Here is a 24,752-nt window from a genome sequence, read left to right as displayed (position 1 = left end):
CACGTGCCTGCGGCCCGTGCCCTCCGGCGGCCAGCGCCGACCCTGACCCTTGCCAGCACGCAGCAGCTCGAACCGAAGGACACCACCGCACAGTGATCGACTTCAGGTACCACATCGTCTCGTTGATCTCGGTCTTCCTGGCGCTCGCCGTGGGGATCATCCTCGGCGCGGGCCCGCTCCAGGGCGCGATCGGCGACCAGCTCACCGGGCAGGTGGAGCAGCTGCGCACCGAGCGCAACGAGCTGCGCGACCAGCTCGACCAGGCGAACGTGACGCTCGGCGACGACGCACGGTACATCGAGGCCGCAGGTCCGCAGCTCGTCGCGGGCTCCCTCCAGGACCGTCGCGTGGCGGTCGTCGACCTGGACGGGGCGGACGACGAGCGCGACGACGCGATCGCCGCGCAGCTCGAGACGGCCGGTGCGTCCGTCGTCGGGCACGTGCGCCTCACGGACTCGTGGACGAGCCAGGACGAGGAGAGCGCGCGGCAGACGGTGGCCGAGGGCCTCGGCGACAAGCTGGGGGACGTCCCGCAGGACGCGACCCCCGAGCAGCGCCTCTCGCGCGCGCTCGCGCTGTCGCTCACCGGGGCGGCGCCGTCGAGCACGGAGGAGCGCAGTCCCGAGGCGCTCGAGCTCGAGGCGCTGCTCGAGCGCTTCGCGCTCGTCGACGTGGTCTCCGAGCAGACGCTGCCGGCGGACGTGGTCCTGCTGCTCGGGGGCTCCGCGCCCTCGTCGGCCACCCCCGCCGCGGAGGGCGAGGAGCCGCCCGCACCCGACACCTATGCGGTCGACATCGAGGTCCAGGTGGCCGTCGCCGCGCAGGAGGTCGCCGGAGCCGCGCTGGTCGCCGGCCCGACGGCGGTCTCGGGCGACGTCGTCTCGACGATCCGCGCGAACGAGGACCTTGCCTCGACCGTCTCGACCGTCAGCGGCATCGAGGCCGAGCCGGGCCGGATCAACGTCCCGCTCGCGCTCGCGGCGCGGCTCGCGGACCAGGTGGGGCAGTTCGGGTTCGAGGAGAATGCGACGGCCGTCCTCCCGCCCGCGGTCGAGCTCCCGCCGGTGACGCGCACGACGGCGTCCCCCACCGGTGCGCAGGACGCCGCGGCGGACGACACCACGGGCGAACCGGCCGGTGACGGGGCCGACGTCGAGCAGGCCGGCGACGGCGCGGGGGAGGGCTGACGTGGGGCGCGCGCTGCGCACGCTCGCGGCCGCCGGCGTCGCCGCGACGGTGACGGCCGCGGCACGCCGGGCGGCCGGGTCGCGCGCGCCCGGGGGTGCGGAGCGCTGGACCCGGACCAACCACCGGGGCGAGCCGATCAGCCTGCTCGAGGGCCCGGCCGTGGCCGCCGGCCTCGTCGCCGGCACGCTCGCGGCGGGAGGCGACGCCCGCACGCGCGCGGCGGTCGCCCTCGCGACGGCGAGCGCGGGCACGTTCGGCCTCGTCGACGACCTCGCGGAGGACACGACGAGCCGCACCAAGGGGCTGCGCGGCCACCTCGGCGCGCTCGCGCAGGGTCGGGTCACGACGGGTGCGCTGAAGATCCTCGGGATCAGCGGCGTCTCGCTCGTCGCGGCGGCGATCGGCACGCGACGCACGGGCGGTGCCTTCGGGCACCTCGTGGACGTGGGCGTGAACGGCGCGCTCATGGCCGGCACCGCGAACCTGCTCAACCTCCTCGACCTGCGGCCGGGGCGCGCCCTCAAGGCCGCCGGCGCGGCGTCGCTCCCGTACCTCGGCACCGCCGCCGCGCCGACGACGGGCGCCGTCCTGGGTGCCGCCGTCGCCGCAGCCCCGGGGGACCTCGGCGAGCGCGACATGCTCGGCGACTGCGGCGCGAACGCGCTCGGTGCCGCGCTGGGCTCCCAGGTCGCGTTCACGGCGCCCCGCCCGATGCGCTGGCTCGCGCTCGCGGGCGTCGTGGGGCTCACCCTCGCGAGCGAGAAGGTGAGCTTCTCGAAGGTCATCGAGGGCAACGACGCGCTGCGGCGCGTGGACGCGTGGGGCCGGCGCCCGGCGTGAGCGCGCGGGCGGGGCGGCTGCGCGCCGCCACGGGCACCCTGGCGGGCGCCGCCGCGATGATCACGCTCGTGACGATCGCGAGCCGCCTCGTCGGGTTCGCACGGTCGCTCGTGCAGTCCGCCGCCGTCGGCACCGAGGGCGTCGGGTCGGCGTTCACGGCGGCGAACCTCCTGCCGAACGTGCTGTTCGAGGTCGCCGCGGGCGGCGCGCTCGCCGGCTCGGTGGTCCCGCTCCTCGCCGGGCCCATCGCCCGGCGCGCGGGCGGCGAGGTCTCGCGCATCGCCTCGGCCCTGCTCGGGTGGACGCTCGTCGTGCTCGTCCCGCTCGGGGCGCTGCTCGCGCTCCTCGCGCAGCCGATCGCCGGTCTCCTCATGCGCGAGCACCCGGAGCTCGTCGACGTCACGGCGACCTTCGTGCGCGTGTTCGCCCTCCAGGTCCCGCTGTACGGGCTCGCGGTCGTGCTCGGCAGCATCCTCCAGGCGCACAAGCGGTTCTTCTGGCAGGCGTTCTCGCCGCTCCTGTCGAGCCTAGCGGTCATCGTCGTCTTCCTCGTGTTCGCGGGTCTGGCGGGGGGCCACCAGAAGGACGTCGCCGCGTTGTCGGGCCAGGCCATCGCGTGGCTCGGCTGGGGCACGACGGCGGGCGTCGCCGTCCTCGCGCTGCCCCTCGTGCTCCCCGTGCACCGGCTGGGTGTCCGCCTGCGCCCCACGCTGCGCTTCCCGGGCGGCGAGGCGGTCCGGGCGCGCAACCTCGCGTTCGCGGGAGTCGGGGCGCTCGTCGCGCAGCAGCTCTCGGTGCTCGCGATCATGGGCGCCGCCTACGAGTTCGGACCGGAGCAGACCTTCCCGACCTACTGGTACGCCCAGCAGGTCTACCTGCTCCCGTACGCGGTGCTGGCGTTCCCGCTCGCGACGAGCACGTTCCCGCGCCTCGCGGAGCACGTCGCGCACGCCCGGCACGACGCCTACCGGCGCCTGCTCGCTGCCACGACGCGCACGCTGCTCGTCGTCGCGGGGCTCGGCGTCGCGGCCCTGATCGCCGCGTCGGCGGCCGTCGAGGCGGTCTTCGCCCGCATCGCGACGGGCTCGGTCGACGGGCTCGGGGGAGCGGTCGCCGCGATGGCGGTGGGCATCGTCGGGTTCTCGCTGATCCTGCACCTGTCCCGCGCGCTGTACACGATCGACCGCCAGCGGGTCGCCGTCGTCGTGACCGCCGCGGGCTGGCTCGTCGTCGCGGCGGCCGCCTACGTGCTCCCCGCCCTCACGGGCGCCCGCGACCAGGCCGGGGTGCTCCTGCAGCTCGGCCTCGCGACCGCGGTCGGGATGTCGGTCGCGGGCGCGGGGCTGCTCCTCGCGACGCGGCGCCACGCCGGCCCGGACGCGACGCGCGGCGTCCCGCGCACCCTCGTCGTCCTCGCGGTCGGCGTGACGCTGGGCGCGCTCGCGGGCTCGGCGCTGTCGAGCGTCCTGCTGCCCGACGACGCGGGCTGGCTGCCCGCCGTCGGCGTCGGCGCCCTCGCGGCCCTCGTCGCGGGGGTGGTGGTGCTCGGCGTCTCGCTCGTCGGCGACCGCGCGGCCCTCCTGGGCGTTCTGCGCCGTGGTGCGCCAGGCGCAGGCGACCCGGCCGCTCCCGGGGCGGGCGACGCCGTCGGGCCCACGACGGACACGCCTGCGGGGGACGAGCCCGCGGCGGGCGAACCCACGACGAACGGCCCCGGCGACACGTCGCCGAGGTGACGCGCAAGTGACGCGCGCCGGGTCGCGCATCGAGGCGAGGGAGACCTCGCCGTGCCGCCCGGTGTGAGCGGACCGACCCTGGGGTCCGCGTGCCGTCGTCGGGCACGCTGTTAGGATGGAGTTCCGTGGCAGATCACCTGAACCGGCCCTCCTCCCGCCTCAACGCCTCGGGCGCTCGTACCGAGCACCGCACCGCGCACGTCTTCGTCACCGGCGGCGTCGCCTCCTCGCTCGGCAAGGGCCTCACGGCGTCCAGCCTCGGTCGTCTGCTCCGCTCGCGCGGCCTGCGCGTCACCATGCAGAAGCTCGACCCGTACCTCAACGTCGATCCCGGGACGATGAACCCGTTCCAGCACGGCGAGGTGTTCGTCACCGAGGACGGCGCCGAGACGGACCTCGACATCGGCCACTACGAGCGCTTCCTCGACGTCGACCTCGAGGCGTCCGCGAACGTCACGACCGGTCAGGTCTACTCCCAGGTCATCGCGCGCGAGCGGCGCGGCGAGTACCTGGGCGACACGGTCCAGGTCATCCCGCACATCACCGACGAGATCAAGACGCGCATGCGCGCCCAGGCCGGTGAGGACGTCGACGTCATCATCACCGAGATCGGCGGCACCGTCGGCGACATCGAGTCGCAGCCCTTCCTCGAGGCGGCCCGCCAGGTGCGCCACGAGCTCGGCCGGGACGACGTCTTCTTCCTCCACGTGTCGCTCGTGCCGTACATCGGCCCGTCGGGCGAGCTCAAGACGAAGCCCACGCAGCACTCGGTCGCGGCGCTGCGTTCCATCGGCATCCAGCCCGACGCGATCGTGCTGCGCGCGGACCGCGTGGTGCCCGAGCCGGTGAAGCGCAAGATCGCCCTCATGTGCGACGTCGACAACGAGGCGGTCGTCAACGCGATCGACGCGCCGAGCATCTACGACATCCCGCGCGTGCTGCACGCGGAGGGCCTCGACGCCTACGTCGTGCGCCGCCTCGGCCTGCCGTTCCACGACGTCGACTGGGACGGCTGGAGCCAGCTCCTCGAGCGCGTGCACCAGCCCGCCCACCGCGTCGAGGTCGCGCTCGTCGGCAAGTACATCGACCTCCCGGACGCCTACCTCTCCGTCACGGAGGCGCTGCGCGCCGGCGGGTTCGCGAACGACGCCAAGGTCACGATCCGCTGGGTCGCGTCCGACGAGTGCCAGACGCCCGAGGGCGCGGACGACGCGCTGCACGGCGTGGACGCCGTCCTCGTGCCCGGCGGGTTCGGCGTGCGGGGCATCGAGGGCAAGCTCGGCGCGCTGCGCTGGGCGCGTGAGAACAGGGTGCCGACCCTCGGCATCTGCCTCGGCCTGCAGTCGATGGTCATCGAGTACGCGCGCAACGTGCTCGGCATCGACGACGCGTCCTCGACCGAGTTCGACCCGGGCACGTCCCACCCTGTCATCGCGACCATGGAGGAGCAGCTCGCGATCGTCGGCGGCGACGGCGACCTCGGCGGCACGATGCGCCTCGGCTCCTACGAGGCCGCGCTCGCCCCGGGCTCGGTCGTCGCGAAGACCTACGGCGCGGAGCGCGTCACGGAGCGCCACCGTCACCGCTACGAGGTGAACAACACCTACCGCAAGCAGCTCGAGGAGGCGGGGCTCGTCATCAGCGGGACGTCGCCCGACTCGTCGCTCGTCGAGTTCGTCGAGCTCCCCGCGGACGTCCACCCGTACTACGTGAGCACGCAGGCGCACCCGGAGTTCAAGTCGCGCCCCACGCGTTCGCACCCGCTGTTCAGCGGCCTCGTCCGCGCCGCGCTCGAGAACCAGGCGGACTGAGTGGCCGGCGAGCACCCGGTCGTGGACGCGCTCGCGCCCCGACCGGTCGTCGAGACGACGGTCGTGCACGAGGGTCGCGTGTTCGACCTGCGGTCCGACGTCGTCGACCTCGGCGACGGCGGCCGCGTCACGCGCGAGTACCTCGACCACCCCGGTGCGGTCGCGATCGTCGCCCTCGACGCGGACGAGCGCGTCCTGCTGCTGCGCCAGTACCGCCACCCGGTGCGGCGCGAGCTGTGGGAGGTGCCCGCGGGGCTGCTCGACGTCGTGGGCGAGGACGGGCGCGTCGCGGCGGCCCGCGAGCTCGCCGAGGAGGCGGACCTGCGGGCGGCCCGGTGGGACGTGCTCGTGGACTACTTCACGACGCCCGGCGGGTCCAACGAGGCGCTGCGGGTGTTCCTGGCGCGCGACCTGTCGCCCGTGCCGGACGACGAGCGGTTCGCGCGCGAGGCCGAGGAGCTCGACATCGAGCTGCGGTGGGTCCCGCTCGACGAGGCGGTGTCCGCCGTCCTCGGGGGCGCGCTGCACAACCCGTCGGCGGTCGTCGGGATCCTCGCCGCCGCGACGTCGCGCGCGGGCGGCTGGGCCTCCCTGCGCCCCGCCGACGCGCCGTGGCCCGAGCGCCGCGGGGGCTGACGCGCCCTCGCGGGCGGGACGGCGTCGGCCCCGAGGACTAGTGTTCTCCGTCGTGCGCGACCACGAGGACCTCCCGGCACCGCCCGAGACGATCGTGCGCGTCCTCGGGCCGGTCCGCGTGCCCGGGCCCGACGGCCGGGCGGTCGCCCCGCGCGGGCCGCGTGCGGCGGCGCTCGTGGTCGCGCTCGCGCTCGCGGGCGGTCGGACGCTCGGCGTGGCCTCGCTCGTCGAGGACCTGTGGGGCCCGGACGCGCCCCAGGACCCGCGCGCCGCGCTGCAGAGCCTCGTGTCGCGCCTGCGGCGGGACGCGGCGCCGGGGACCGTGCTGTCGCGCTCCGAGGGCTACGCGCTCGGCGCGCCGAGCGACCTCGAGCTCGCACGCGGGGCGCTCGCCCGCGCGCGCGGCGCGCTCGCCCGGGCCCGGGAGGGCGGTCGGGACACCGACGGCGCCGCCGCGGTCGTCGCCGACCTGCGCGGCGCGCTCGCCTCGTGGAGCGACGAGGAGCCCGGCACGGGCGTTCCCGGTCCCGTCGCCCAGGCGCTGCGCACCGAGGCCGCGCGGCTCCGGGCCGGACTGACGGCCGCCCTGCGACCGGCCGCCGCGGTCGCCGGGGACCACGCGACCGTGACGGCGCTGGCGTCCGCGGCGCTCGACGAGGACGCGACCGACGAGGACGCCGCGCGCGACCTCATGACGAGCCTCGCGGCGTCGGGCCGGGAGGGCGAGGCCCTCGCCGCCTACGCGCGCCTGCGGCACGCGCTCGTCCGCGAGCTCGGCACCGACCCGGCCCCGGACCTCCAGCAGCTCGCCGCGAACCTGCTCGGCAGGTCGTCGTCCGCGCCCGATGCGGTGCCCACCCGCGTGTCTGCCCCCGTGAACGTCCCCGTGCCCGGTCCTCCGGCCGAGCGCGGCGGTCCGGGGGACGGCGGGGGACCCCGCCCCGGCGGTGAGTCGCCGGTCGAGCCGGTCGGTCGCACCACGTCCGTGCGTGGCCTGCGGGCGGCGCCGGACGCGCTCGTCGGCCGGGACGAGGACGTCGACGCTGTCCGGGACGCGCTCGCGCGGGCCCGGCTCGTGACCGTCCTCGGCCCCGGCGGTCTCGGCAAGACGCGCCTCGTGCAGGAGGTCGCGCGGCGCACGGCGGCGACCGGCTCGGTCGACCTGGTGGTCGTCGTCGAGCTCGCGGGCGTGCGCTCGGACGACGACGTCGTCGTGGGGCTGGCCGACGGCCTGGGCATCTCGCCGCCGGCCCGCACCGGGCGGCTCGCCGACCGCCTGGCCGCGCCCGAGCTGCGCGAGCAGGTGCTCGACCGGGTACGCGGACGCGCGGCGCTGCTCGTGCTGGACAACTGCGAGCACGTCCTCGACGGCGCCGCGCGCTGGGCCGCCGACCTGCTCGGCGCGGCGCCCGGGCTCGTGGTGCTCACGACGAGCAGGTCGCCGCTCCGGCTCGCCGCCGAGCTCGTCTACCCGCTCGAGCCGCTCGGTGCGGCCGCGGGCGACGGTCCCGCCGTGCGCCTCTTCGTCGAGCGTGCGCACGCGGTCCGGCCGGGTGCGAGCCTGCCGCCGGCCGTCGTCGCGCGGCTGTGCGACCGCCTCGACGGGCTGCCGCTCGCCATCGAGCTCGCCGCCGCGCGCGTGCGGACCCTGAGCGTCGAGGAGGTGGAACGTCACCTCGACGAGCGCTTCGCGCTCCTGCGCTCCGGGGACCGGACCGCCCCGGACCGGCACCGCACGCTCGAGGCGGTGATCGAGTGGAGCTGGAACCTGCTGGGCCCGGCCGAGCAGGACCTGCTGTGCCGCGTCGCCGTCTTCCCGGACGGCTTCTCCGCCGAGGCGGCGCAGGCCGTGTCCGACGCCGGTAGCCGGGCGCCGGCCTGGGAGGTCCTCGACGCGCTCGACGGGCTCGTCGCGCAGTCGTTGCTGCGCGTCACCGAGGACGACGGCGTCGTGCGCTACCGGATGCTCGAGACGGTGCGCGAGTTCGGCGCCCTCCGGCTCGAGGCGACCGGGACGACGGGCCCGGCGCGCGAGGCCGTGCAGCGCTGGGCGGCCCGCCTCGCGACGCGGTGCGCCCACGCGCTGGTGGGCGGGGACCAGGCCGCCGCGGCGACGGACCTGCGCCGCGAGCAGGAGAACCTCGTCTTCGCGCTCCGCGAGGCGGTGCAAGACGAGCGCCCCGACGTCGTCGTGCGCGTGTTCACCGCGCTCACCGGATCGTGGCTCCTGCTCGGCGTCGAGGACCAGGCCACCGGGCTCGTCGAGGTGGTCCTCGACTCGGTCGTCGGGTGGGACGTGCCGCCCGGCGACGTCCAGCCCGCCGCGCTCGCGCTCGCCGCCGTCGCGGGGGCGAGCGCGTTCGCCCGGCCCGAGCTGACGGCCCGAGCCCTCGGCCGCCTGCGCCGGCTGCTGCGACGCCCCGAGGCCGGGCCGCGGACCCGTGCCCTCGCGCGCCTGCTCACCGTCCGCAGCCAGGAGGAGATGGAGGCGACGCTCGCCGGGCTCCGCGCGTCCGACGACGCGTTCGTGGCGATGCTCGCCGAGTTCACGACGGCGCAGACCGCGGAGAACGAGGGCCGGCTCGCCGAGGCCCGGCGCTGGGGCGAGCGCGCGCACGACCGCGCGGTGGCCCGCGGCGACGTCGCGGCCCGCGCCACCACGGCGATGTTCCTCGCGTCGTGCGCGAGCGAGGCGGGGGACGCCGTGGACGTCGGACGCTGGGCGCACGCCGCGCGCGCCCACCTGCGGGCCCTCGGCGCGACGGCGACGCTGCAGCAGCTCGACTGGGTCGAGATGTCGGCCGCGGTGACGCTCGGGGAGACGGAGCGCGCCGAGCGGAAGCTCGCGGCGCTCGCGGGCGCGGTCGAGCACGGTCCCGTGGGCCCGGACGTCCCGGCGGACGTGCGGTCCGTCGTCGCGATGGCGCGCGCGGAGGTCGCGGCGCTGCACGGCGACGACGCCGGCGCCCTCGAGCTCTACGGGCAGGCCGCGGCGTCGTTCGACGGCGACGCGCGCTGGTCGCCCTGGTACGTGCTCCTCGTGTCGTCGTGGCTGGTACGTCTCGCCGGGACCGGCGCGGGTGCCGGACCAGGGGCGTCCGCGGCCCGGGCGCGGGCCGCGGACGTCGCCGCGGAGCTCCGCGAGGTCGTGCTCGCGATGCACCGGGCCCGGCCGCACTTCGTCGACTACCCCGTCGCCGGGACGGCGTTCCTCGCGCTCGGTGTCGCCGCGGTGCTCGACGCCGGCCGGCACCCGGGGCCGGGAACGGGGGAGGGAGCCCTCCTCGTCGCGCTCGCCGAGCGGATGGGCTCGCGCCAGGACCAGCCCGCGCTGCGGCACGAGAGCGCCTGGGCCCAGGTCGCCGGAGCGGCGGGCGCGGATGCGGCGGAGCGCGCCCGGACGAGGGCTCGCGAGCTGTCTCGCGCCGACCTCGCCCGGCAGGGCTTCGCGCTGCTCGCCGCCGCGGACGGGGCCGACGACCCGACCGCCGCGGGCGGCCCGGACGACGGCGGGGCCGGCGCCCGTGGGGGCGCCGGCCCCCTCTGAGGACGGCTCGGCCGTGCGGCGTCAGGCCTTGCGCATGTAGGCCCGCACGGTGAGCGGCGCGAAGACCGCCACGATGACGGCGGCCCCGACGAGCGAGACCACGGCGTCCGACCCCAGGCTGCCGGTGTTCGCCAGCTCGCGGACCGCAGTGACGAGGTGCGACACGGGGTTCACGGCGACGAATCCCTGGAGCCAGCCGGGCATCGTGTCGGGCTGCACGAACGCGTTCGACAGGAACGTCAGGGGGAACAGGACGATCATCGAGATGCCCTGCACGCTCGACGCGGTCCGCGCGACGACGCCGAAGAACGCGAAGATCCAGCTCACCGCCCACGAGCAGACGATGACGAGCAGGCCCGCGAGCACAACCGCCCCGAGCCCGCCGCCGGGCCGGTAGCCCATGACGTAGCCCATCGTGAACGTGAGCGTCGTCGCGATGAGGTACCGGACGGTGTCGGCGAGCAGCGCGCCGGACAGCGGCGCGATCCTGGCGATGGGCAGCGACCGGAACCGGTCGAACACGCCCTTGTCCATGTCCTCGCGGAGCTGGGTGCCCGTGACGACCGACGTCGTGATGACGGTCTGCACGAGGATGCCGGGGATGATCGTCGGGAGGTAGCTCCCGACGTCGCCCGCGATCGCCCCGCCGAAGATGTACGTGAACATCAGCGTGAAGAGGATCGGCTGGAGCGTCACGTCGAACAGCTGCTCCGGCGTGCGCTTGATCTTCAGCAGGCCGCGGTAGGCCATGGTCAGGGTGTGCTCGGCGGTCGCGCGGAGCGACGGCCGGTCGGCGAGGACGCGGTCGACGCCGGCCTCGATCCGGCCTCGTGCCGTGGGGACGGCCGGTGCGGTGGTCGTGGTGGTGGTGCTCATCGCAGCGCCGCCTCTCGTGTCGTGGCCGCGCGGTCGCCGCGCGGGCCGGGGCCAGAGTCCGTCGGGCCGGGATCCGTCGGGCCGGGGTCGTCGTCGGCCGGGCTGCCCGCCGCGGTGCCGTGCCCGGTGAGCGTGAGGAAGACCTCGTCGAGGCTGGGCTTGTCCATGCTCAGCGAGCCGACCTCGATCCGGGCCTCGCGCAGGCGTACGAGGAGGTCGGTCACCGAGCCCGGTCCAGGCACGGGGACGGTGAGCCGTCGGGCCTCGGGGGAGACGGTCGCGGTGAGGCCGAGGGTGCGCTCGACGATCTCCAGCGCGGGCGCCACGTCGTCGCCGTGGGCGAGCGAGAGCTGCAGCGACTGGTCCCCGACGGCGTCCTTGAGGTCGTCCGCGGTGCCCTCCGCCACGACGCGCCCGCGGTCGATCACCGCGATGCGGTCCGCGAGCTGGTCCGCCTCGTCGAGGTACTGCGTCGTCAGCAGGACCGTCGAGCCGCTCGCGACGAGGTCGCGGATCGTGCCCCACATCTGGGCGCGCGTGCGCGGGTCGAGGCCCGTCGTCGGCTCGTCGAGGAAGATGAGGGGCGGCTGGGCGATGAGGCTCGCGGCGAGGTCCAGCCGGCGGCGCATGCCGCCCGAGAAGTTCTTCAGCGGTCGCGACGCCGCCTCGGAGAGCCCGAACGCGTCGAGCAGCTCCGCGGCCTTGCGCCGCGCCTGCCCGCGCGAGAGTCCCAGCAGCCGCCCGAAGATCACGAGGTTCTCCGTCGCGCTGAGCGTCTCGTCGACGGACGCGTACTGACCCGTCACGCCGATGAGCTGGCGCACCCGGTGGGGGTGCGCGACGACGTCGTGCCCGAACACGCGGGCCTGACCGGCGTCGGGACGCAGGAGCGTGGCGAGCATGCTGATGGTCGTCGTCTTGCCGGCGCCGTTGGGCCCGAGGACCCCGTAGACGGTGCCCGTGCGCACGGTGAGGTCCACGCCGTCGACGGCGCGGTGCGCGCCGAAGACCTTCACGAGGCCCTCGGCCTCGATCGCGGGGATGGTCATGTGTCCTCCTGGTCGGTGGGTTCACGACCAGGCTGGACGGGTGGCCTCGCACCGCGCTGTCACGGGAGCGCGGCCCGCTGTCACGCCGCTGTCACGCCGACGCGCAGCCGTCGTCCTCGGCGGCGCGTGCTAGCGTCGACGACGGTCGTGAACCGAGCCGAGGAGGTGAGCCCCGTGAACCCTGTGTCCCTACCGGGCGCTCCCTCGCTGCCCACGATCGCGCGACGGCCGTAGCCGTCCCCGGGAGCGCTCGCCGCACCATCGCGAGAGGCGACTCCCATGAGCACCACCACACCTTCTTCTGCACCCGGCTCCTCAGCAGGCGCCGCGGCCCCTGGCCCGGCGGCAGTCCCGGTCCCGGCCCCGATCCCGGTCCCGGCCCCGGCCCCGACGACGGGCGAGCGCGCCCTCGTGCTCGGGGGCGGCGGGTCCACCGGCAACGCGTGGCTGATCGGCGTCGTCGCCGGTCTGGCCGACGCCGGGGTCGACGTCACGACGGCCGACCTCACGGTCGGGACGTCGGCCGGCGCCACCACCGCCGCCCAGCTCGCCGGCGCGACGCCCGCCGAGCTCTACGCCGCCGTCGTCGCCGGAGCCCCGACGCGGCGCGCACCGGCTCCCGGGCGCGACGACCGCCGGGAGCGGACGCGCCAGGCGGCGGACCAGATGGCCCGCACGGCCGCCCTCATCGCCGCGTCGCGCGACGCTGCGGACATGCGGCGCCGGCTCGGCGCCGCGGCGCTCGACCTCCCGGCGGCCTCGGACGCGTCCGCGCAGGCGCGCTGGCGGGCGACGGTCGCGGCGCGCCTGCCCGGCACGGCGTGGCCGCGCCGCGCGCTGCTCCTCACCGCGGTCGACGCGCGGACCGGGGAACCGGTCGTCCTCGGCGCGCACAGCGGGGTCGACCTGGTGGACGCGGTCGCGGCGAGCTGCGCGGGCGGGTTCGCGTACGGCGTCGGGCCGGACCGGTTCATCGACGGCGGGTACCGCCGCAACGAGAACGCCGACGTCGCGGCGGGCTACCGCCGCGTGCTCGTGCTGTCGCCGCTGGGCGGCAGGACGCGCACCCCGCGGGAGTGGGGCATGCAGCTCGACGCGCAGGTCGCGGAGCTGCGCGCGCAGGGCAGCGCGGTCGAGACGCTCGTCCCCGACGGGTCCGCCGAGGGCCTCGTGGGACCGCGAGCGATGGACCTGACGCTGCGCCCGGCCGCCGCCCGCGCGGGCCACGCCCAGGGCGTGGAGGCCGCCGACCGCGTCGCGCGCCTCTGGCGCTGAGCGCGGGCCCGGCCCGGCGCGTCGTCCGTCGACGCGCCGCACCCCGGCGTCAGGCGCGCGTGCGGGTCGTGAGGACGACGCGCGTGGACCCGGCGACGAGCAGCGCCGAGCCGAGCATGTGCAGGCCCACGAGCAGCGCGGGCAGGCCCGTGAAGTACTGGACGTAGCCGACCGCGCCCTGGGCGAGCGTGATGGCGAGGAGGATCCACCCGGCGCGACGCACCTCCTGCGGCCCGCGGCGGACGCTCACGAGGTACGCGACGAGGACGGCGACGAAGACCCACACGGCCCACGCGTGGACCTTGCTCATGAGCGCCGGGTCGACGGCGAACCGGTACCCGACCTCCTCGTCACCGCTGTGCGGGCCCGCGCCCGTGACGATCACGCCGAGGACCACGACGACCGCGGTGAGCCCGTACAGCGCCCACGCGAGCGCGCGCGAGCGCGGCGCGACCGTCGGGACGGGCGGGCTGTCGCCCTCCCCGGAGCGGTGCAGCAGCAGCAGCGAGACGGACACGAGCGCTGCCGAGACCACGAAGTGGAGCGACACCCAGCCCGGGTGCAGGTGCAGCAGCACGATGACGCCGCCGATGACCGCCTGCGCGGCGACGCCGAGGAGCGGCACGGCGCCCAGGAGCCGGTAGGACAGGACGCGCGAGCGGTCGGTCCACACGAGCACGAGGGCCGCGATCGCGATGACGCTCAGCACCCCGGTGAGCGTGCGGTTCCCGTACTCGACGAACTGGTGGTACGTCGTCTCCGGGTGGAAGCGCGCCGCGAACTGCCCGGGCTCGCACTGCGGCCACGTGGAGCACCCGAGGCCCGAGCCGGTCAGCCGGACCGCGCCGCCGGTGACGATGATGCCGATCTGCGCCACGAGGTTGGCGACGAGCACCGGCCGGGTCCAGCGGCGCAGCGGCGCGAGCCGGTCCGGTCGGGCGACGCCGTCGCCGGCGGGGCGGTCGGTCGTGCCGGGGTCGAGCGCGGGGGGCGGGGTGCTCACGGTCCCACGGTATCGGGACGCGCGCGCAGCCCCGGAATCCTGCGGGTGTGAGATGTGCCCTGGGAGAGTCAGGTCCAGCGGAAGAGCTTGCCCGCGCCCCAGCCGAGCGCGGCGGTCCAGCCCAGCAGCACGACGACCGAGAACGGCGGGACGGAGCCGTCGAGCAGGGCGCCGCGCATCGCCTCGCCGAGCGCGCCCGACGGCAGCAATAGGGCGACGTGCGCGAGCGGTCCGGGCAGCTGGTCCGCCGGGACGAGCACGCCGCCGCCGACCGTGAGGAGCACGAGCACGAGGTTGGCGACCGCGAGCACGCCCTCGGCGCGCAGCGTGCCGGCGAGCAGCATCGCGAGCGACGTGAACGCCGCCGTGCCGAGCAGGACGGCGAGGAGCGCGGCCGGGATCCCCGCGACGTCGGGCTGCCAGCCGAGGGCGAGCGCGACGGCGGTGATGACGACGACCTGCACGACCTCGACCGCGAGCACGCCCAGCACCTTGCCCGCGAGCAGGCCGCCCCGGCCGAGGGGGGTCGTCGACATGAGGCGCAGCACGCCGTTGCGGCGGTCGAACGCGGTCGCGATGGCCTGGGACGTGAACGCCGTCGACATCACGGCGAGCGCGAGCACGCCCGGCGTCACGAAGTCGACGCGCGACGCACCGCCCGTGTCGAGGTCGACGAAGGACGTGAGCACGAGGCCGAGCAGGAGCATGACGGGCAGGATGATCGTCACGAGCAGCTGCTCGCCGTTGCGCAGGATCATCCGGGTCTCGAACGCCGTCTGGGCGGCGACGCGGCGCCACGCGGGCGCGGCGAGCTCGGTCCCGGCCGGTCCCCGGGCCGCGGCGGCGGCCGACGGCGTCTCGTTGGAGGTCATCGCAGGTGCCGTCCCGTGAGGTCGAGGAACACGTCCTCGAGCGTGCGGCGGCCCACCGTGACGCGCGACGCGAGGACGCCGCGCGCGGCGAGCCACGTCGTCAGCGCGACGAGCGTCGCCGGGTCGGCGGGGCCGGTGAGGGTGTACGAGCCGGGCTGCGGCTCGGCGACGGTCCACGACCCGGGGCCGGGGGCGCCGTCGGCCGCGGCGAGCGCGTCGCGCAGCCCGCCGAGGTCCAGGCCCGCCGTCGCCTCGACGCGGACCGTGCGGTCCGTCTCGCCGTCGGCACCGGACTCGAGCAGGTCCCGCGTCGCGCCCGCCGCGATCACCTTCCCGTGGTCGACGACGTACACCCGGTCCGCGAGGTCCTCCGCCTCGTCCATGAGGTGCGTCGTGAGGACGATCCCCACGCCCTCGGCGCGCAGCTCGCGCACGAGCTCCCACACCGCGTGGCGGCTCTGCGGGTCCATGCCCGCGCTCGGCTCGTCGAGGAAGACGACCTCGGGCCGCCCGACGATCGCCGCGGCGAGCGCGAGGCGCTGCCGCTGGCCGCCGGACAGGCGCCGGACGGTGGTGCGGGCGAAGCTCTCCAGCCCGAGGCGCTCGGTGAGCTCGCCGACGTCGCGCGGGCGGGCGTACATCGACGCGACGTGCCGCAGCATCTCCAGCGCGCGCACGCCCGTCGGCAGCCCACCGTCCTGGAGCATGACGCCCACGCGGGGGCGCAGCTCGCGCGCGTCGGTCAGCGGGTGCAGCCCGAGCACCTCGACGCGTCCGGCGTCGGGGGAGCGCAGGCCCTCGCAGCACTCGACGGTCGTCGTCTTGCCGGCGCCGTTGGGGCCGAGCACCGCGGTGATCGCGCCGCGCTCGGCGGTGAGGGACACGCCGTCGACGACGGCACGACCGTCGTAGCGCTTGACGAGGTCGTGCACGAGCACGGCGGGGGCGGGCACCCGGCCGATTCTAGGCGGAGCGCGCGCGCCCGCCGACCCGCGCCCGCCCAGGTCGCGCGGGGTGTCGCGTACGCCACATCCGCCGTGTCAGGGCCCCGTCTGAGGGTCGCCTTGCTTGCGCCGGAACAATTAGGGAACAACCATGTTGTCTATATCGAGGGCGCTGCGCGCGCAGGCGTGCCCCCGACCGACCACGGAGGTGAGCATGGGAGCAGGAGCCGTCCGACCGGACGCGCTGCGTACCGTCGCCCCCTCCGGCGCGCCCGCTGCCGACGTCGACCGGCGCACGCGCGAGCGCGTGCTCGAGCTCGTCGCGAGCGCGGGCCCCGTCAGCGCGGCCGACCTCGCCGCGACGCTAGGCCTCACGCCCGCCGCGGTGCGCCGCCACCTTGCCCTCCTCGAGGAGGACGACCTCGTCGCCGTGCACGACGCCGGGCACCCCACCGGGATGCGCGGCCGCCCCGCGCGGCGGTACGTGACGACGTCGGCCGGCCAGGGCGAGCTCAGCGGCACCTACGCCGACCTCGCCGCGCAGGCGCTGCGCTACCTGCGCGACGTCGCGGGACCGGGCGCCGTCGAGCGCTTCGCCCAGGACCGGCTGTCCGAGCTCGCCGACCGCTACGCGGACCGGCTCGACGCGCCGGACGTCGAGGGCCGCGCGGCCCAGCTCGCCGCCGCGCTCGCCGACGACGGCTACGCCGCGAGCGTGCGCCCCGTGCCGGGCACCTCCGCCGTCCAGCTGTGCCAGGGGCACTGCCCGGTGCAGCACGTCGCCGAGGAGTTCCCCCAGCTGTGCGAGGCGGAGGCCCAGGTCTTCGCCAAGCTGCTTGGCTCGCACGTGCAGCGCCTCGCGACCCTCGCGACGGGCGCGCACGCGTGCACCACGAACGTGCCGGTCGGGATCTCCGTCCCGGCCCCCGCACCGCGGGTGGCGCGAGCCGCCCTGGCCCACGACGTCCGGGCGCGGGGGCGCCCGTCGTCGGGCGAGACCTGACCCCGAGGGGCGCCCCGCCCCGCCCGTACGACCTCCCCCGAAGAACCTGTACCGACTGCCCCCGCCCGCAACGACGGACAGTGGAAGGACGACCATGAGCGCTCCCACCCAGGACGCCGCCGGCACGGCCCTGCCGACCGGTGAGAAGCAGACCGACGACGAGATCATCGCCTCGATCGGCGCCTACGAGTACGGCTGGCACGACTCCGACGAGGCGGGCCAGATCGCGCAGCGCGGCCTCAACGAGGACGTCGTGCGCAACATCTCCCGGCTCAAGAACGAGCCCGAGTGGATGCTGAACCAGCGCCTCAAGGCGCTGCGCCTGTTCGGCAAGAAGCCCATGCCGAGCTGGGGCTCCGACCTCACCGGCATCGACTTCGACAACATCAAGTACTTCGTGCGCTCCACGGAGAAGCAGGCCGCCGCGTGGGACGACCTGCCCGAGGACATCAAGGAGACGTACGACAAGCTCGGCATCCCCGAGGCGGAGAAGCAGCGCCTCGTCGCGGGCGTCGCCGCGCAGTACGAGTCCGAGGTGGTCTACCACCAGATCAACGAGGAGCTCGAGCGCCAGGGCGTCATCTTCCTCGACACGGACACCGCGCTGCGCGAGCACCCGGAGATCTTCCAGGAGTACTTCGGCACCGTCATCCCGTCGGGCGACAACAAGTTCGCCGCGCTCAACTCGGCCGTGTGGTCGGGCGGGTCGTTCGTCTACGTGCCGCCGGGCGTGCACGTCGAGATCCCGCTGCAGGCCTACTTCCGCATCAACACGGAGAACATGGGCCAGTTCGAGCGGACGCTGATCATCGCGGACGAGGGCTCGTACGTGCACTACGTCGAGGGCTGCACCGCGCCGATCTACTCGTCGGACTCGCTGCACTCCGCGGTCGTCGAGATCGTCGTGAAGAAGAACGCCCGCGTGCGCTACACGACGATCCAGAACTGGTCGAACAACGTCTACAACCTCGTGACCAAGCGGGCGACCGCGGCCGAGGGCGCGACGATGGAGTGGGTCGACGGCAACATCGGCTCCAAGGTCACCATGAAGTACCCGGCGATCTACCTGCTCGGCGAGCACGCGCGCGGTGAGACGCTGTCGATCGCGTTCGCGGGCGAGGGCCAGCACCAGGACGCCGGGGCCAAGATGGTCCACGCGGCGCCCCACACGTCGTCGTCGATCGTCTCGAAGTCGGTCGCGCGCGGCGGTGGCCGCACGTCCTACCGCGGTCTGGTCCAGGTGCTCGAGGGCGCCTCGCACTCGGCCTCGACGGTCCTGTGCGACGCGCTGCTCGTCGACCAGATCTCCCGGTCCGACACCTACCCGTACGTCGACGTCCGCGAGGACGACGTGTCCATGGGGCACGAGGCGACGGTCTCGCGGGTGAGCGAGGACCAGCTGTTCTACCTCATGTCCCGAGGCATGGAGGAGACCGAGGCGATGGCCATGATCGTGCGCGGGTTCGTCGAGCCCATCGCGCGCGAGCTGCCCATGGAGTACGCGCTCGAGCTCAACCGCCTCATCGAGCTGCAGATGGAAGGGTCCGTCGGCTGATATGACCACCACCACCGTTCCCGAAGAGGCCGGTCTGACCACCGACCACTCGCGCGCGCAGGCCGACGGGGCGCACTCCCACGGCGTCGTCGTGCCCCAGGGCTCGCGCGCCGAGCGGCTCACGTCGTTCGACCTCGCCGACATCCCCGTGCCCTCCGGGCGCGAGGAGGAGTGGCGCTTCTCGCCCGTGGCGCGCCTCGCGCCCCTGTTCGACGACAAGATCGTCGGGCAGAGCGGCGGCGGCGACGTGCGCGTCACGGTCGTCGAGGCGCCCGAGGTCGAGGTCACGATCGTCGGCCGCGACGACGAGCGTCTCGGCACCGCCGGCAAGCCCGGCGACCGCACGGCCGTGACGGCGTGGAACGCCTTCGAGCAGGCCACGGTCGTCACGGTGCCGAAGGAGGCCGTCGCCTCCGACGTCACCTCGGTCCGCATCGAGGGCCACGGCCCCACGCCGACGGCGAGCCACGTCCTCGTGCGCGCCGAGCGGCACTCCGAGGCCGTCGTCGTGCTCGACCACGTGGGCGCCGCGACGCTCAACGAGACGGTCGAGATCGTCGTCGAGGACGGCGCGCACCTCACCGTCGTGTCGGTCCAGGACTGGGCCGACGGCGCCGTGCACGCGTCGTCGCACCGCGCGCGGATCGGGCGCGACGCGCGCCTCAAGCACGTGGTCGTCACGCTCGGCGGCGACGTCGTGCGCGTCACCCCGGACGCGGAGTTCACCGCCGAGGGCGGCGAGGTCGAGATGGTGGGCCTCTACTTCGCCGACGCGGACCAGCACCAGGAGCACCGCCTGTTCGTCGACCACGCCGTCCCGCGCTGCAAATCCCGCGTGACGTACAAGGGCGCGCTGCAGGGTGAGGGCGCGCACGCCGTGTGGGTCGGGGACGTGCTCATCCGGGCCGAGGCCGAGGGCACGGACACGTACGAGCTCAACCGCAACCTCGTCCTCACGGACGGCGCGCGCGCGGACTCCGTGCCGAACCTCGAGATCGAGACGGGCGAGATCGAGGGCGCGGGGCACGCGTCCGCGACCGGCCGCTTCGACGACGAGCAGCTCTTCTACCTGCAGGCTCGCGGCATCCCGGAGGTCGAGGCGCGCCGTCTCGTCGTCCGCGGCTTCTTCGCCGAGCTCATCCAGGAGATCGGCGTCGCGTCGGTCGAGGAGCGCCTGCTCGAGGCGATCGAGCGCGAGCTGAGCAAGTCCATGTCGATCATCGACGGGAGCGCCGAGCCCGCCGAGGCGACGGCGTGACCGCACAGCCCGCCTGCACGACGTCCGACCTCGGCCCGGAGGAGGCGCTCCGCGTCGAACTCCCGGCCGAGGACGGGCGCGTCGTCGAGGTCGCGGTCGTGCGCGACGGCGACGGCGGGTGGCACGCGATCTCCGACATCTGCTCGCACGGGGCCGTGTCCCTGTCCGACGGGGAGGTCGAGGGCTGCTTCGTCGAGTGCTGGCTGCACGGCTCGCAGTTCGACCTGCGGACCGGCATGCCGACCGCGCTGCCCGCGATGCGGCCCGTGCCGGTCTACCCGGTGACGGTCGACGGCGAGCAGGTGCTCGTCGACGTCGACCGTGTCGTCGCTCCCACCTGACCCGACCTCCTCTGACCCGGCGCGCCGCGCGCGCCCCCCAGCTCAAGAACCTCTTGGAGAACCACTGATGTCCACTCTCGAGATCCGCGACCTGCACGTCAGCGTCGAGACCAAGGAAGGGCCGAAGCCGATCCTGCGCGGCGTCGACCTGACGATCGCCAGCGGCGAGGTCCACGCCATCATGGGCCCGAACGGCTCGGGCAAGTCCACGCTCGCCTACTCGATCGCCGGCCACCCCAAGTACCAGGTCACCGGCGGTACCGTGACGCTCGACGGCGAGGACGTCCTCGCCATGAGCGTCGACGAGCGCGCCCGCGCGGGCCTGTTCCTCGCCATGCAGTACCCGGTCGAGGTCCCCGGCGTCTCCGTGTCCAACTTCCTGCGCACCGCGAAGACCGCGATCGACGGCGAGGCCCCCGCGCTGCGCCACTGGGTCAAGGACGTCAAGGGCGCCATGGAGCGACTGCGCATGGACGACTCGTTCGCCGAGCGCTCGGTCAACGAGGGCTTCTCCGGCGGTGAGAAGAAGCGCCACGAGATCCTCCAGATGGAGCTCCTCCAGCCGAAGTTCGCCGTCCTCGACGAGACCGACTCGGGTCTCGACGTCGACGCGCTGCGCATCGTCTCCGAGGGCGTGAACCGCGTCCACGGCGAGACCGACGCGGGCATCCTCCTCATCACGCACTACACGCGCATCCTGCGCTACATCAAGCCGGACTTCGTCCACGTCTTCGTCGACGGCAAGGTCGCGGAGGAGGGCGGCCCGGAGCTCGCCGAGCGCCTGGAGGAGGAGGGCTACGACCGTTACCTCTCCGGCGCGGTCGAGTCCGCCTCGGCCGCCTCGGCCTGAGCGCTCGCACCACCTCCGAGGAGACGACCATGACGACCACCGCGCACCCCGCAGGGCAGCACGCCGGTCCGGCGCGCCTGACCGACGTCGAGCTCGCCGCCGTGCGGGCGGACTTCCCGCTGCTCGAGCGCACCGTGCGCGGTGGTCGTCCGCTCGTCTACCTCGACTCCGCGGCGACGTCGCAGAAGCCGCAGGTCGTCCTCGACACCGAGGTCGACTTCTACGAGGAGCGCAACGCGGCCGTGCACCGCGGCGCGCACCAGCTCGCCGAGGAGGCGACCGAGGCGTTCGAGGACGCCCGGGACGACGTCGCGGCGTTCGTCGGTGCGCGCCCGGGCGAGATCGTCTGGACGTCCGGCGCGACGGCCGCGATCAACCTCGTCGCGTACGGGATCTCGAACGCGACGCTCGGCCGCGGGGGAGAGGCGGCCCGCCGCTTCGCGCTCGCGCCGGGCGACGAGATCGTCGTCACCGAGGCGGAGCACCACGCGAACATCGTCCCGTGGCAGGAGCTCGCGGCCCGCACCGGGGCCGTCCTGCGCTGGTTCGAGGTGGACGACGACGGCCGCGTGCGTGTCGAGGACGCGGCGACCGTCATCACCGAGCGCACCCGCGTCGTGGCCTTCACGCACGTGTCGAACGTGACCGGCGCGGTGACGCCGGTCGAGCCGATCGTGGCCCGGGCACGCGAGGTCGGGGCGCTCACGGTGCTCGACGCGTGCCAGTCCGTGCCGCACCTGCCGGTCGACCTGCCCGCGCTCGGCGTCGACTTCGCCGCGTTCTCGGCGCACAAGATGCTCGGGCCCACGGGCGTGGGCGTGCTGTACGGGCGGCGCGAGCTGCTCGAGGCGCTGCCGCCCGTGACGACCGGCGGGTCGATGATCGAGGTCGTCACGATGACCGAGTCGTCGTACATGGCGCCGCCGCAGCGGTTCGAGGCGGGCACGCAGCCCGTCGCGCAGGTCGTCGGGTTCGGCGCCGCCGCGAAGTACCTGCACGAGCTCGGCATGGACGGCGTCGCCGCGCACGAGCACGAGCTCGCCGCGGAGCTGCTGCGCATCGCGGAGATCCCCGGCGTGCGCATCATCGGCCCGCGCGAGCCGGAGGGCCGGCTCGCCGTCGTGTCGTTCGTCGTGGACGGCGTGCACGCGCACGACGTCGGCCAGGTGCTCGACGACGCGGGCATCGCCGTGCGCGTGGGTCACCACTGCGCCCAGCCCCTGCACCGCCGCTTCGGGATCGCCGCGACCGCGCGCGCGTCGGCGTCGGTGTACACCACGCGCGAGGACGTCGACGCGTTCCGGGAAGCATTGGCCGGGGTGCGCGCGTTCTTCTCGGTGGACTGAGAGAGGACCCGATGAGCTCGATCGAGCAGATGTACCAGCAGGTCATCCTGGACCACGCCAAGACCCCGCACGGTCGGGGCCTGGTCGAGGTGGCCGACGGCGCGGCCAGCGGCCAGTCGCACCAGGTGAACCCCACGTGCGGCGACGAGGTGACGCTGCGCGTCGAGCTCGCCGGCGACACGATCGACCGCGTGAGCTGGGAGGGGCAGGGCTGCAGCATCTCGCAGGCGTCCCTGTCCGTGCTCACCGACCTCGTGACGGGACGCCCCGCCGCGGAGGCCGAGCACCTCGGCGACGTGTTCCGCGAGCTCATGGGTTCGCGGGGCAAGGGCCTCGACGAGGCCGCGGAAGACGAGCTCGGTGACGCCACGGTGTTCACGGGCGTCTCGCGCTACCCTGCACGGATCAAGTGCGCCCTGCTCGGCTGGGCCGCGCTGCGCGACTCGCTCGTCACCTCGGGCGCCCTGAACCCGCTGGGCGACGCATCGACCGCAATGGCTTCCGACGCGGCGCTCGCCGCGCGGGGAACGACGGAGGAGAACCGATGACCACCGAGACCGGCGCGCCCGCCGAGGGCGCCACGCCGAGCCCGCCGAACGTCGCGGACGTCGAGGAGGCGATGCGCGACGTCATCGACCCCGAGCTCGGCATCAACGTCGTCGACCTCGGCCTCGTCTACGGCATCCAGATCGACCAGAACAACCACGCCGTCATCGACATGACGCTCACGTCCGCGGCGTGCCCGCTGACCGACGTCATCGAGGACCAGTCCGCGCAGGCGCTCGAAGGCCTCGTGGACGGCTTCCGCGTCAACTGGGTCTGGATGCCGCCGTGGGGCCCGGAGAAGATCACCGACGACGGCAAGGAGCAGCTCCGCGCGCTCGGCTTCAACGTCTGAGACCACCGCTGCGACCGACGCCGCGTCCCCGTCCGGGGGCGCGGCGTCGTGCTGTTCCCGGCAGGTCGTGCGGTGCCGGTCGTGCCTGCCCGCGGTTCGCCCCTTCCGGTACGTTGACGCGGATCGTCCTGAGTGTTGGGATATGTGCGCCCACACCACTTTTCGGAGGACGACGTGACACAGCAGGACCAGACCGGCGCGGGCGGTTCCCCGCGGCAGGTGCGCTATCGCGGCCGGCACCTCCCGATGGTGGCGGTGGTCATCGCGGCGACGATCGCCACCGCCCTGGCGTACAGCGGCATGGTCCTGTTCGGTCTCGAGGTGGCGCACATGTCGCCGCTCGAGGCGTACGGGCTCGCGGGCTTCCTCGAGATCAGCCTCGTCGCCGTGGCGCTCATGGCACGCAACGCCGCGCTAGAGGGGCGGCCCTACGGCGTGCTCCTCGCGCTCACGTGGGTGCTCTCGGGAACGTCGGGCCTGTTCGCCGCTCTCCACGAGATCGCCGTCCCGACGGCGAGCACCCCGTACATGGTGGTGTTCCGGTTCGTGCCGCCGCTGGTCGCCGCCCTCATGTGGCACCTCGCCCTCGTGGGGGAGCGGCACATGGTCACGGGCCACACGCTCGAGGAGCGCCGTCGTGAGCTGCGCGTCCACGGGTACGTGTCCGCCCTGGAGCAGTGGCGCGACGCGCGCGCCGACAGCGCTGGCTCGCCCGCGGACCTGCGCAAGGTCCGCGCCGCGCACGAGCGCCAGCGCGCCGCCCGTGATGCCGCGCTCAAGCTGCTGACGGTCGAGGACTTCGAGCGCCGCATGCAGGTCTGGGTCGACCGCCTGGAAGCCGCGGAGCGGCACGGCAACCGGCTCGACCTCATCGGAGCGAGCTCCGCGAAGCGCGGCACCGCGCGGGGCAGGGGCGGCGTCGCGGCGCCCGGGGCGCCCGCGCCCGCCGAGGCGCCCGCGGTCGTGGCTGTCGCGGCGGCAGTGTCCGCCGCGACGAGCGGCCCGGCTCCGCTCGCACCCCAGCCCGCGAGCGGTGACGAGTCCGATGCGGTCGAGGCTCTCCCCGCGGTCCAGCCGGCCGACGCCGTGACGCCCGACGCCGTGACGCCCGACGCCGTGACGCCCGACGCCGTGACGCCCGACGCCGGCGCGCCCGACGCCGACGTGCCCGACGACGTCGCGTCGGACGCCGCGCCGTCGTCCGACCTGCCGGTGCGCGAGGTGACCCGCGAGCTCCCCGCCGCCGAGACGGCTGCCGAGGTCCCCGAGGCGGAGACCGCGCAGGAGGCGCGCGCCGCAGAGCCTGCGTTCGAGGCCCTGCCGGACCTCGAGGCGCGGGTGAAGGAGATCTTCGGGCGCACGCGGCCGCTCCCGTGGGAGCAGCCCGTCCCCGAGGAGGCGGAGACGTCGTCGGCCCCCGAGCCCCCGGCCGTGACGGGCCACACGCGCCGCGTGGAGGTCTTCGACCTCCCGCGGCCGCAGGACGTGGAGGCGACGAGGGCGGACGACGTCGAGGCGACGCTCGGCGAGGACCCGACCGCCGAGCGCGACCGGCGCATTGTCGAGCTCGCGCGCGAGGGCCTCAACCAGCGCGAGATCGCCCAGCGGGTCTCGGCGTCGCGGTCGACCGTGAGCCGCGTCGTGCGTCGCTACGAGGACCAGCTGGCCGACGAGGCCCGCGAGCTCGCGAACGCCTGAGCCCCCGCCGAACGATCGGCGCCACG

Annotated in this window: 21 protein-coding genes; 16 read left to right on the top strand and 5 right to left on the bottom strand. The window is 75.0% G+C overall.

What is annotated here, in order from left to right; translation table 11 throughout:
* Window positions 1-92 precede the first annotated feature (92 nt).
* From E1O70_RS05850 to E1O70_RS05825, 6 genes are all read left to right on the top strand, one after another.
* A complete protein-coding gene (locus E1O70_RS05850) occupies window positions 93-1,187 on the top strand; it encodes a copper transporter (RefSeq protein ID WP_061268234.1) in 1,095 nt (364 codons plus the stop codon).
* Between the two features lies 1 nt (window position 1,188).
* On the top strand, window positions 1,189-2,028 hold the full coding sequence (locus E1O70_RS05845) for a hypothetical protein (protein ID WP_061268233.1): 840 nt from the start codon (window positions 1,189-1,191) through the stop codon (window positions 2,026-2,028).
* Window positions 2,025-3,764, top strand: coding sequence for a murein biosynthesis integral membrane protein MurJ (gene murJ, locus E1O70_RS05840; protein WP_240696612.1), 1,740 nt, complete (start codon window positions 2,025-2,027; stop codon window positions 3,762-3,764). The genes E1O70_RS05845 and murJ overlap by 4 nt, the downstream gene beginning before the upstream one ends.
* 125 nt (window positions 3,765-3,889) lie before the next feature.
* The gene (locus E1O70_RS05835) at window positions 3,890-5,575 is read left to right on the top strand and encodes a CTP synthase (protein ID WP_061268232.1); all 1,686 of its coding nucleotides are present in this window, start codon (window positions 3,890-3,892) and stop codon (window positions 5,573-5,575) included.
* Window positions 5,576-6,211, top strand: a complete 636-nt coding sequence (locus E1O70_RS05830) for an NUDIX domain-containing protein (RefSeq protein WP_061268231.1) — start codon at window positions 5,576-5,578, stop codon at window positions 6,209-6,211.
* A gap of 52 nt (window positions 6,212-6,263) precedes the next feature.
* Window positions 6,264-9,758, top strand: a complete 3,495-nt coding sequence (locus E1O70_RS05825; RefSeq protein WP_167496835.1) for an AfsR/SARP family transcriptional regulator — start codon at window positions 6,264-6,266, stop codon at window positions 9,756-9,758.
* Between the two features lie 21 nt (window positions 9,759-9,779).
* Here the strand turns inward: E1O70_RS05825 and E1O70_RS05820 are convergent, their stop codons facing one another.
* A complete protein-coding gene (locus E1O70_RS05820) occupies window positions 9,780-10,634 on the bottom strand; it encodes an ABC transporter permease (RefSeq protein WP_061268229.1) in 855 nt (284 codons plus the stop codon).
* Entirely contained in the window at window positions 10,631-11,683 is a 1,053-nt protein-coding gene (locus E1O70_RS05815; protein ID WP_061268228.1) for an ATP-binding cassette domain-containing protein, read from the bottom strand. Before E1O70_RS05815 ends, E1O70_RS05820 begins: the two co-directional genes overlap by 4 nt.
* A 279-nt stretch (window positions 11,684-11,962) precedes the next feature.
* Between E1O70_RS05815 and E1O70_RS05810 the strand changes: the two genes are divergently transcribed.
* Window positions 11,963-12,958, top strand: coding sequence for a patatin-like phospholipase family protein (locus tag E1O70_RS05810; protein WP_240696611.1), 996 nt, complete (start codon window positions 11,963-11,965; stop codon window positions 12,956-12,958).
* A 49-nt stretch (window positions 12,959-13,007) separates the two neighbouring features.
* Here the strand turns inward: E1O70_RS05810 and E1O70_RS05805 are convergent, their stop codons facing one another.
* The 3 genes from E1O70_RS05805 to E1O70_RS05795 all read right to left on the bottom strand — a co-directional run bounded on the left by E1O70_RS05805 (window position 13,008) and on the right by E1O70_RS05795 (window position 15,786).
* Window positions 13,008-13,961 carry a COX15/CtaA family protein gene (locus E1O70_RS05805; RefSeq protein WP_061268227.1) on the bottom strand — a complete coding sequence of 318 codons (954 nt, stop codon included), beginning with the start codon at window positions 13,959-13,961 and terminating at the stop codon, window positions 13,008-13,010.
* Window positions 13,962-14,029: 68 nt separating this feature from the next.
* Window positions 14,030-14,833: an ABC transporter permease gene (locus E1O70_RS05800; RefSeq protein WP_061268226.1), complete on the bottom strand. Its 804-nt coding sequence runs from the start codon at window positions 14,831-14,833 to the stop codon at window positions 14,030-14,032.
* Window positions 14,830-15,786 (bottom strand): ABC transporter ATP-binding protein, encoded by a 957-nt coding sequence (locus tag E1O70_RS05795; RefSeq protein WP_061268225.1) that lies wholly within the window; start codon window positions 15,784-15,786, stop codon window positions 14,830-14,832. Before E1O70_RS05795 ends, E1O70_RS05800 begins: the two co-directional genes overlap by 4 nt.
* Window positions 15,787-15,991: 205 nt before the next feature.
* Between E1O70_RS05795 and E1O70_RS05790 the strand changes: the two genes are divergently transcribed.
* The 9 genes from E1O70_RS05790 (at window position 15,992) to E1O70_RS05750 (ending at window position 24,726) form a co-directional block, all read left to right on the top strand.
* Window positions 15,992-16,780 carry a helix-turn-helix transcriptional regulator gene (locus tag E1O70_RS05790; RefSeq protein WP_076404969.1) on the top strand — a complete coding sequence of 263 codons (789 nt, stop codon included), beginning with the start codon at window positions 15,992-15,994 and terminating at the stop codon, window positions 16,778-16,780.
* A 94-nt stretch (window positions 16,781-16,874) separates the two neighbouring features.
* The gene (gene sufB / locus E1O70_RS05785) at window positions 16,875-18,335 is read left to right on the top strand and encodes a Fe-S cluster assembly protein SufB (RefSeq protein ID WP_061268224.1); all 1,461 of its coding nucleotides are present in this window, start codon (window positions 16,875-16,877) and stop codon (window positions 18,333-18,335) included.
* Window position 18,336: 1 nt separating this feature from the next.
* Entirely contained in the window at window positions 18,337-19,593 is a 1,257-nt protein-coding gene (sufD, locus tag E1O70_RS05780; RefSeq protein WP_061268223.1) for a Fe-S cluster assembly protein SufD, read from the top strand.
* Window positions 19,590-19,934 (top strand): non-heme iron oxygenase ferredoxin subunit, encoded by a 345-nt coding sequence (locus E1O70_RS05775; protein ID WP_021480875.1) that lies wholly within the window; start codon window positions 19,590-19,592, stop codon window positions 19,932-19,934. The genes sufD and E1O70_RS05775 overlap by 4 nt, the downstream gene beginning before the upstream one ends.
* A 67-nt stretch (window positions 19,935-20,001) precedes the next feature.
* Window positions 20,002-20,784 (top strand): Fe-S cluster assembly ATPase SufC, encoded by a 783-nt coding sequence (gene sufC, locus E1O70_RS05770; RefSeq protein WP_061268222.1) that lies wholly within the window; start codon window positions 20,002-20,004, stop codon window positions 20,782-20,784.
* Window positions 20,785-20,813: 29 nt separating this feature from the next.
* Window positions 20,814-22,130, top strand: coding sequence for a cysteine desulfurase (locus E1O70_RS05765; protein ID WP_061268221.1), 1,317 nt, complete (start codon window positions 20,814-20,816; stop codon window positions 22,128-22,130).
* 11 nt (window positions 22,131-22,141) lie between these two features.
* On the top strand, window positions 22,142-22,678 hold the full coding sequence (sufU, locus tag E1O70_RS05760; RefSeq protein WP_061268220.1) for a Fe-S cluster assembly sulfur transfer protein SufU: 537 nt from the start codon (window positions 22,142-22,144) through the stop codon (window positions 22,676-22,678).
* The gene (locus E1O70_RS05755) at window positions 22,675-23,028 is read left to right on the top strand and encodes a metal-sulfur cluster assembly factor (RefSeq protein WP_021480871.1); all 354 of its coding nucleotides are present in this window, start codon (window positions 22,675-22,677) and stop codon (window positions 23,026-23,028) included. The genes sufU and E1O70_RS05755 overlap by 4 nt, the downstream gene beginning before the upstream one ends.
* 174 nt (window positions 23,029-23,202) lie before the next feature.
* On the top strand, window positions 23,203-24,726 hold the full coding sequence (locus tag E1O70_RS05750; RefSeq protein WP_061268219.1) for a helix-turn-helix domain-containing protein: 1,524 nt from the start codon (window positions 23,203-23,205) through the stop codon (window positions 24,724-24,726).
* Window positions 24,727-24,752: the final 26 nt, after the last annotated feature.

Source organism: Cellulosimicrobium funkei, assembly GCF_004519295.1.
Lineage (GTDB): Bacteria > Actinomycetota > Actinomycetes > Actinomycetales > Cellulomonadaceae > Cellulosimicrobium > Cellulosimicrobium funkei.
This window is presented reverse-complemented; position numbering and strand designations above follow the sequence as displayed.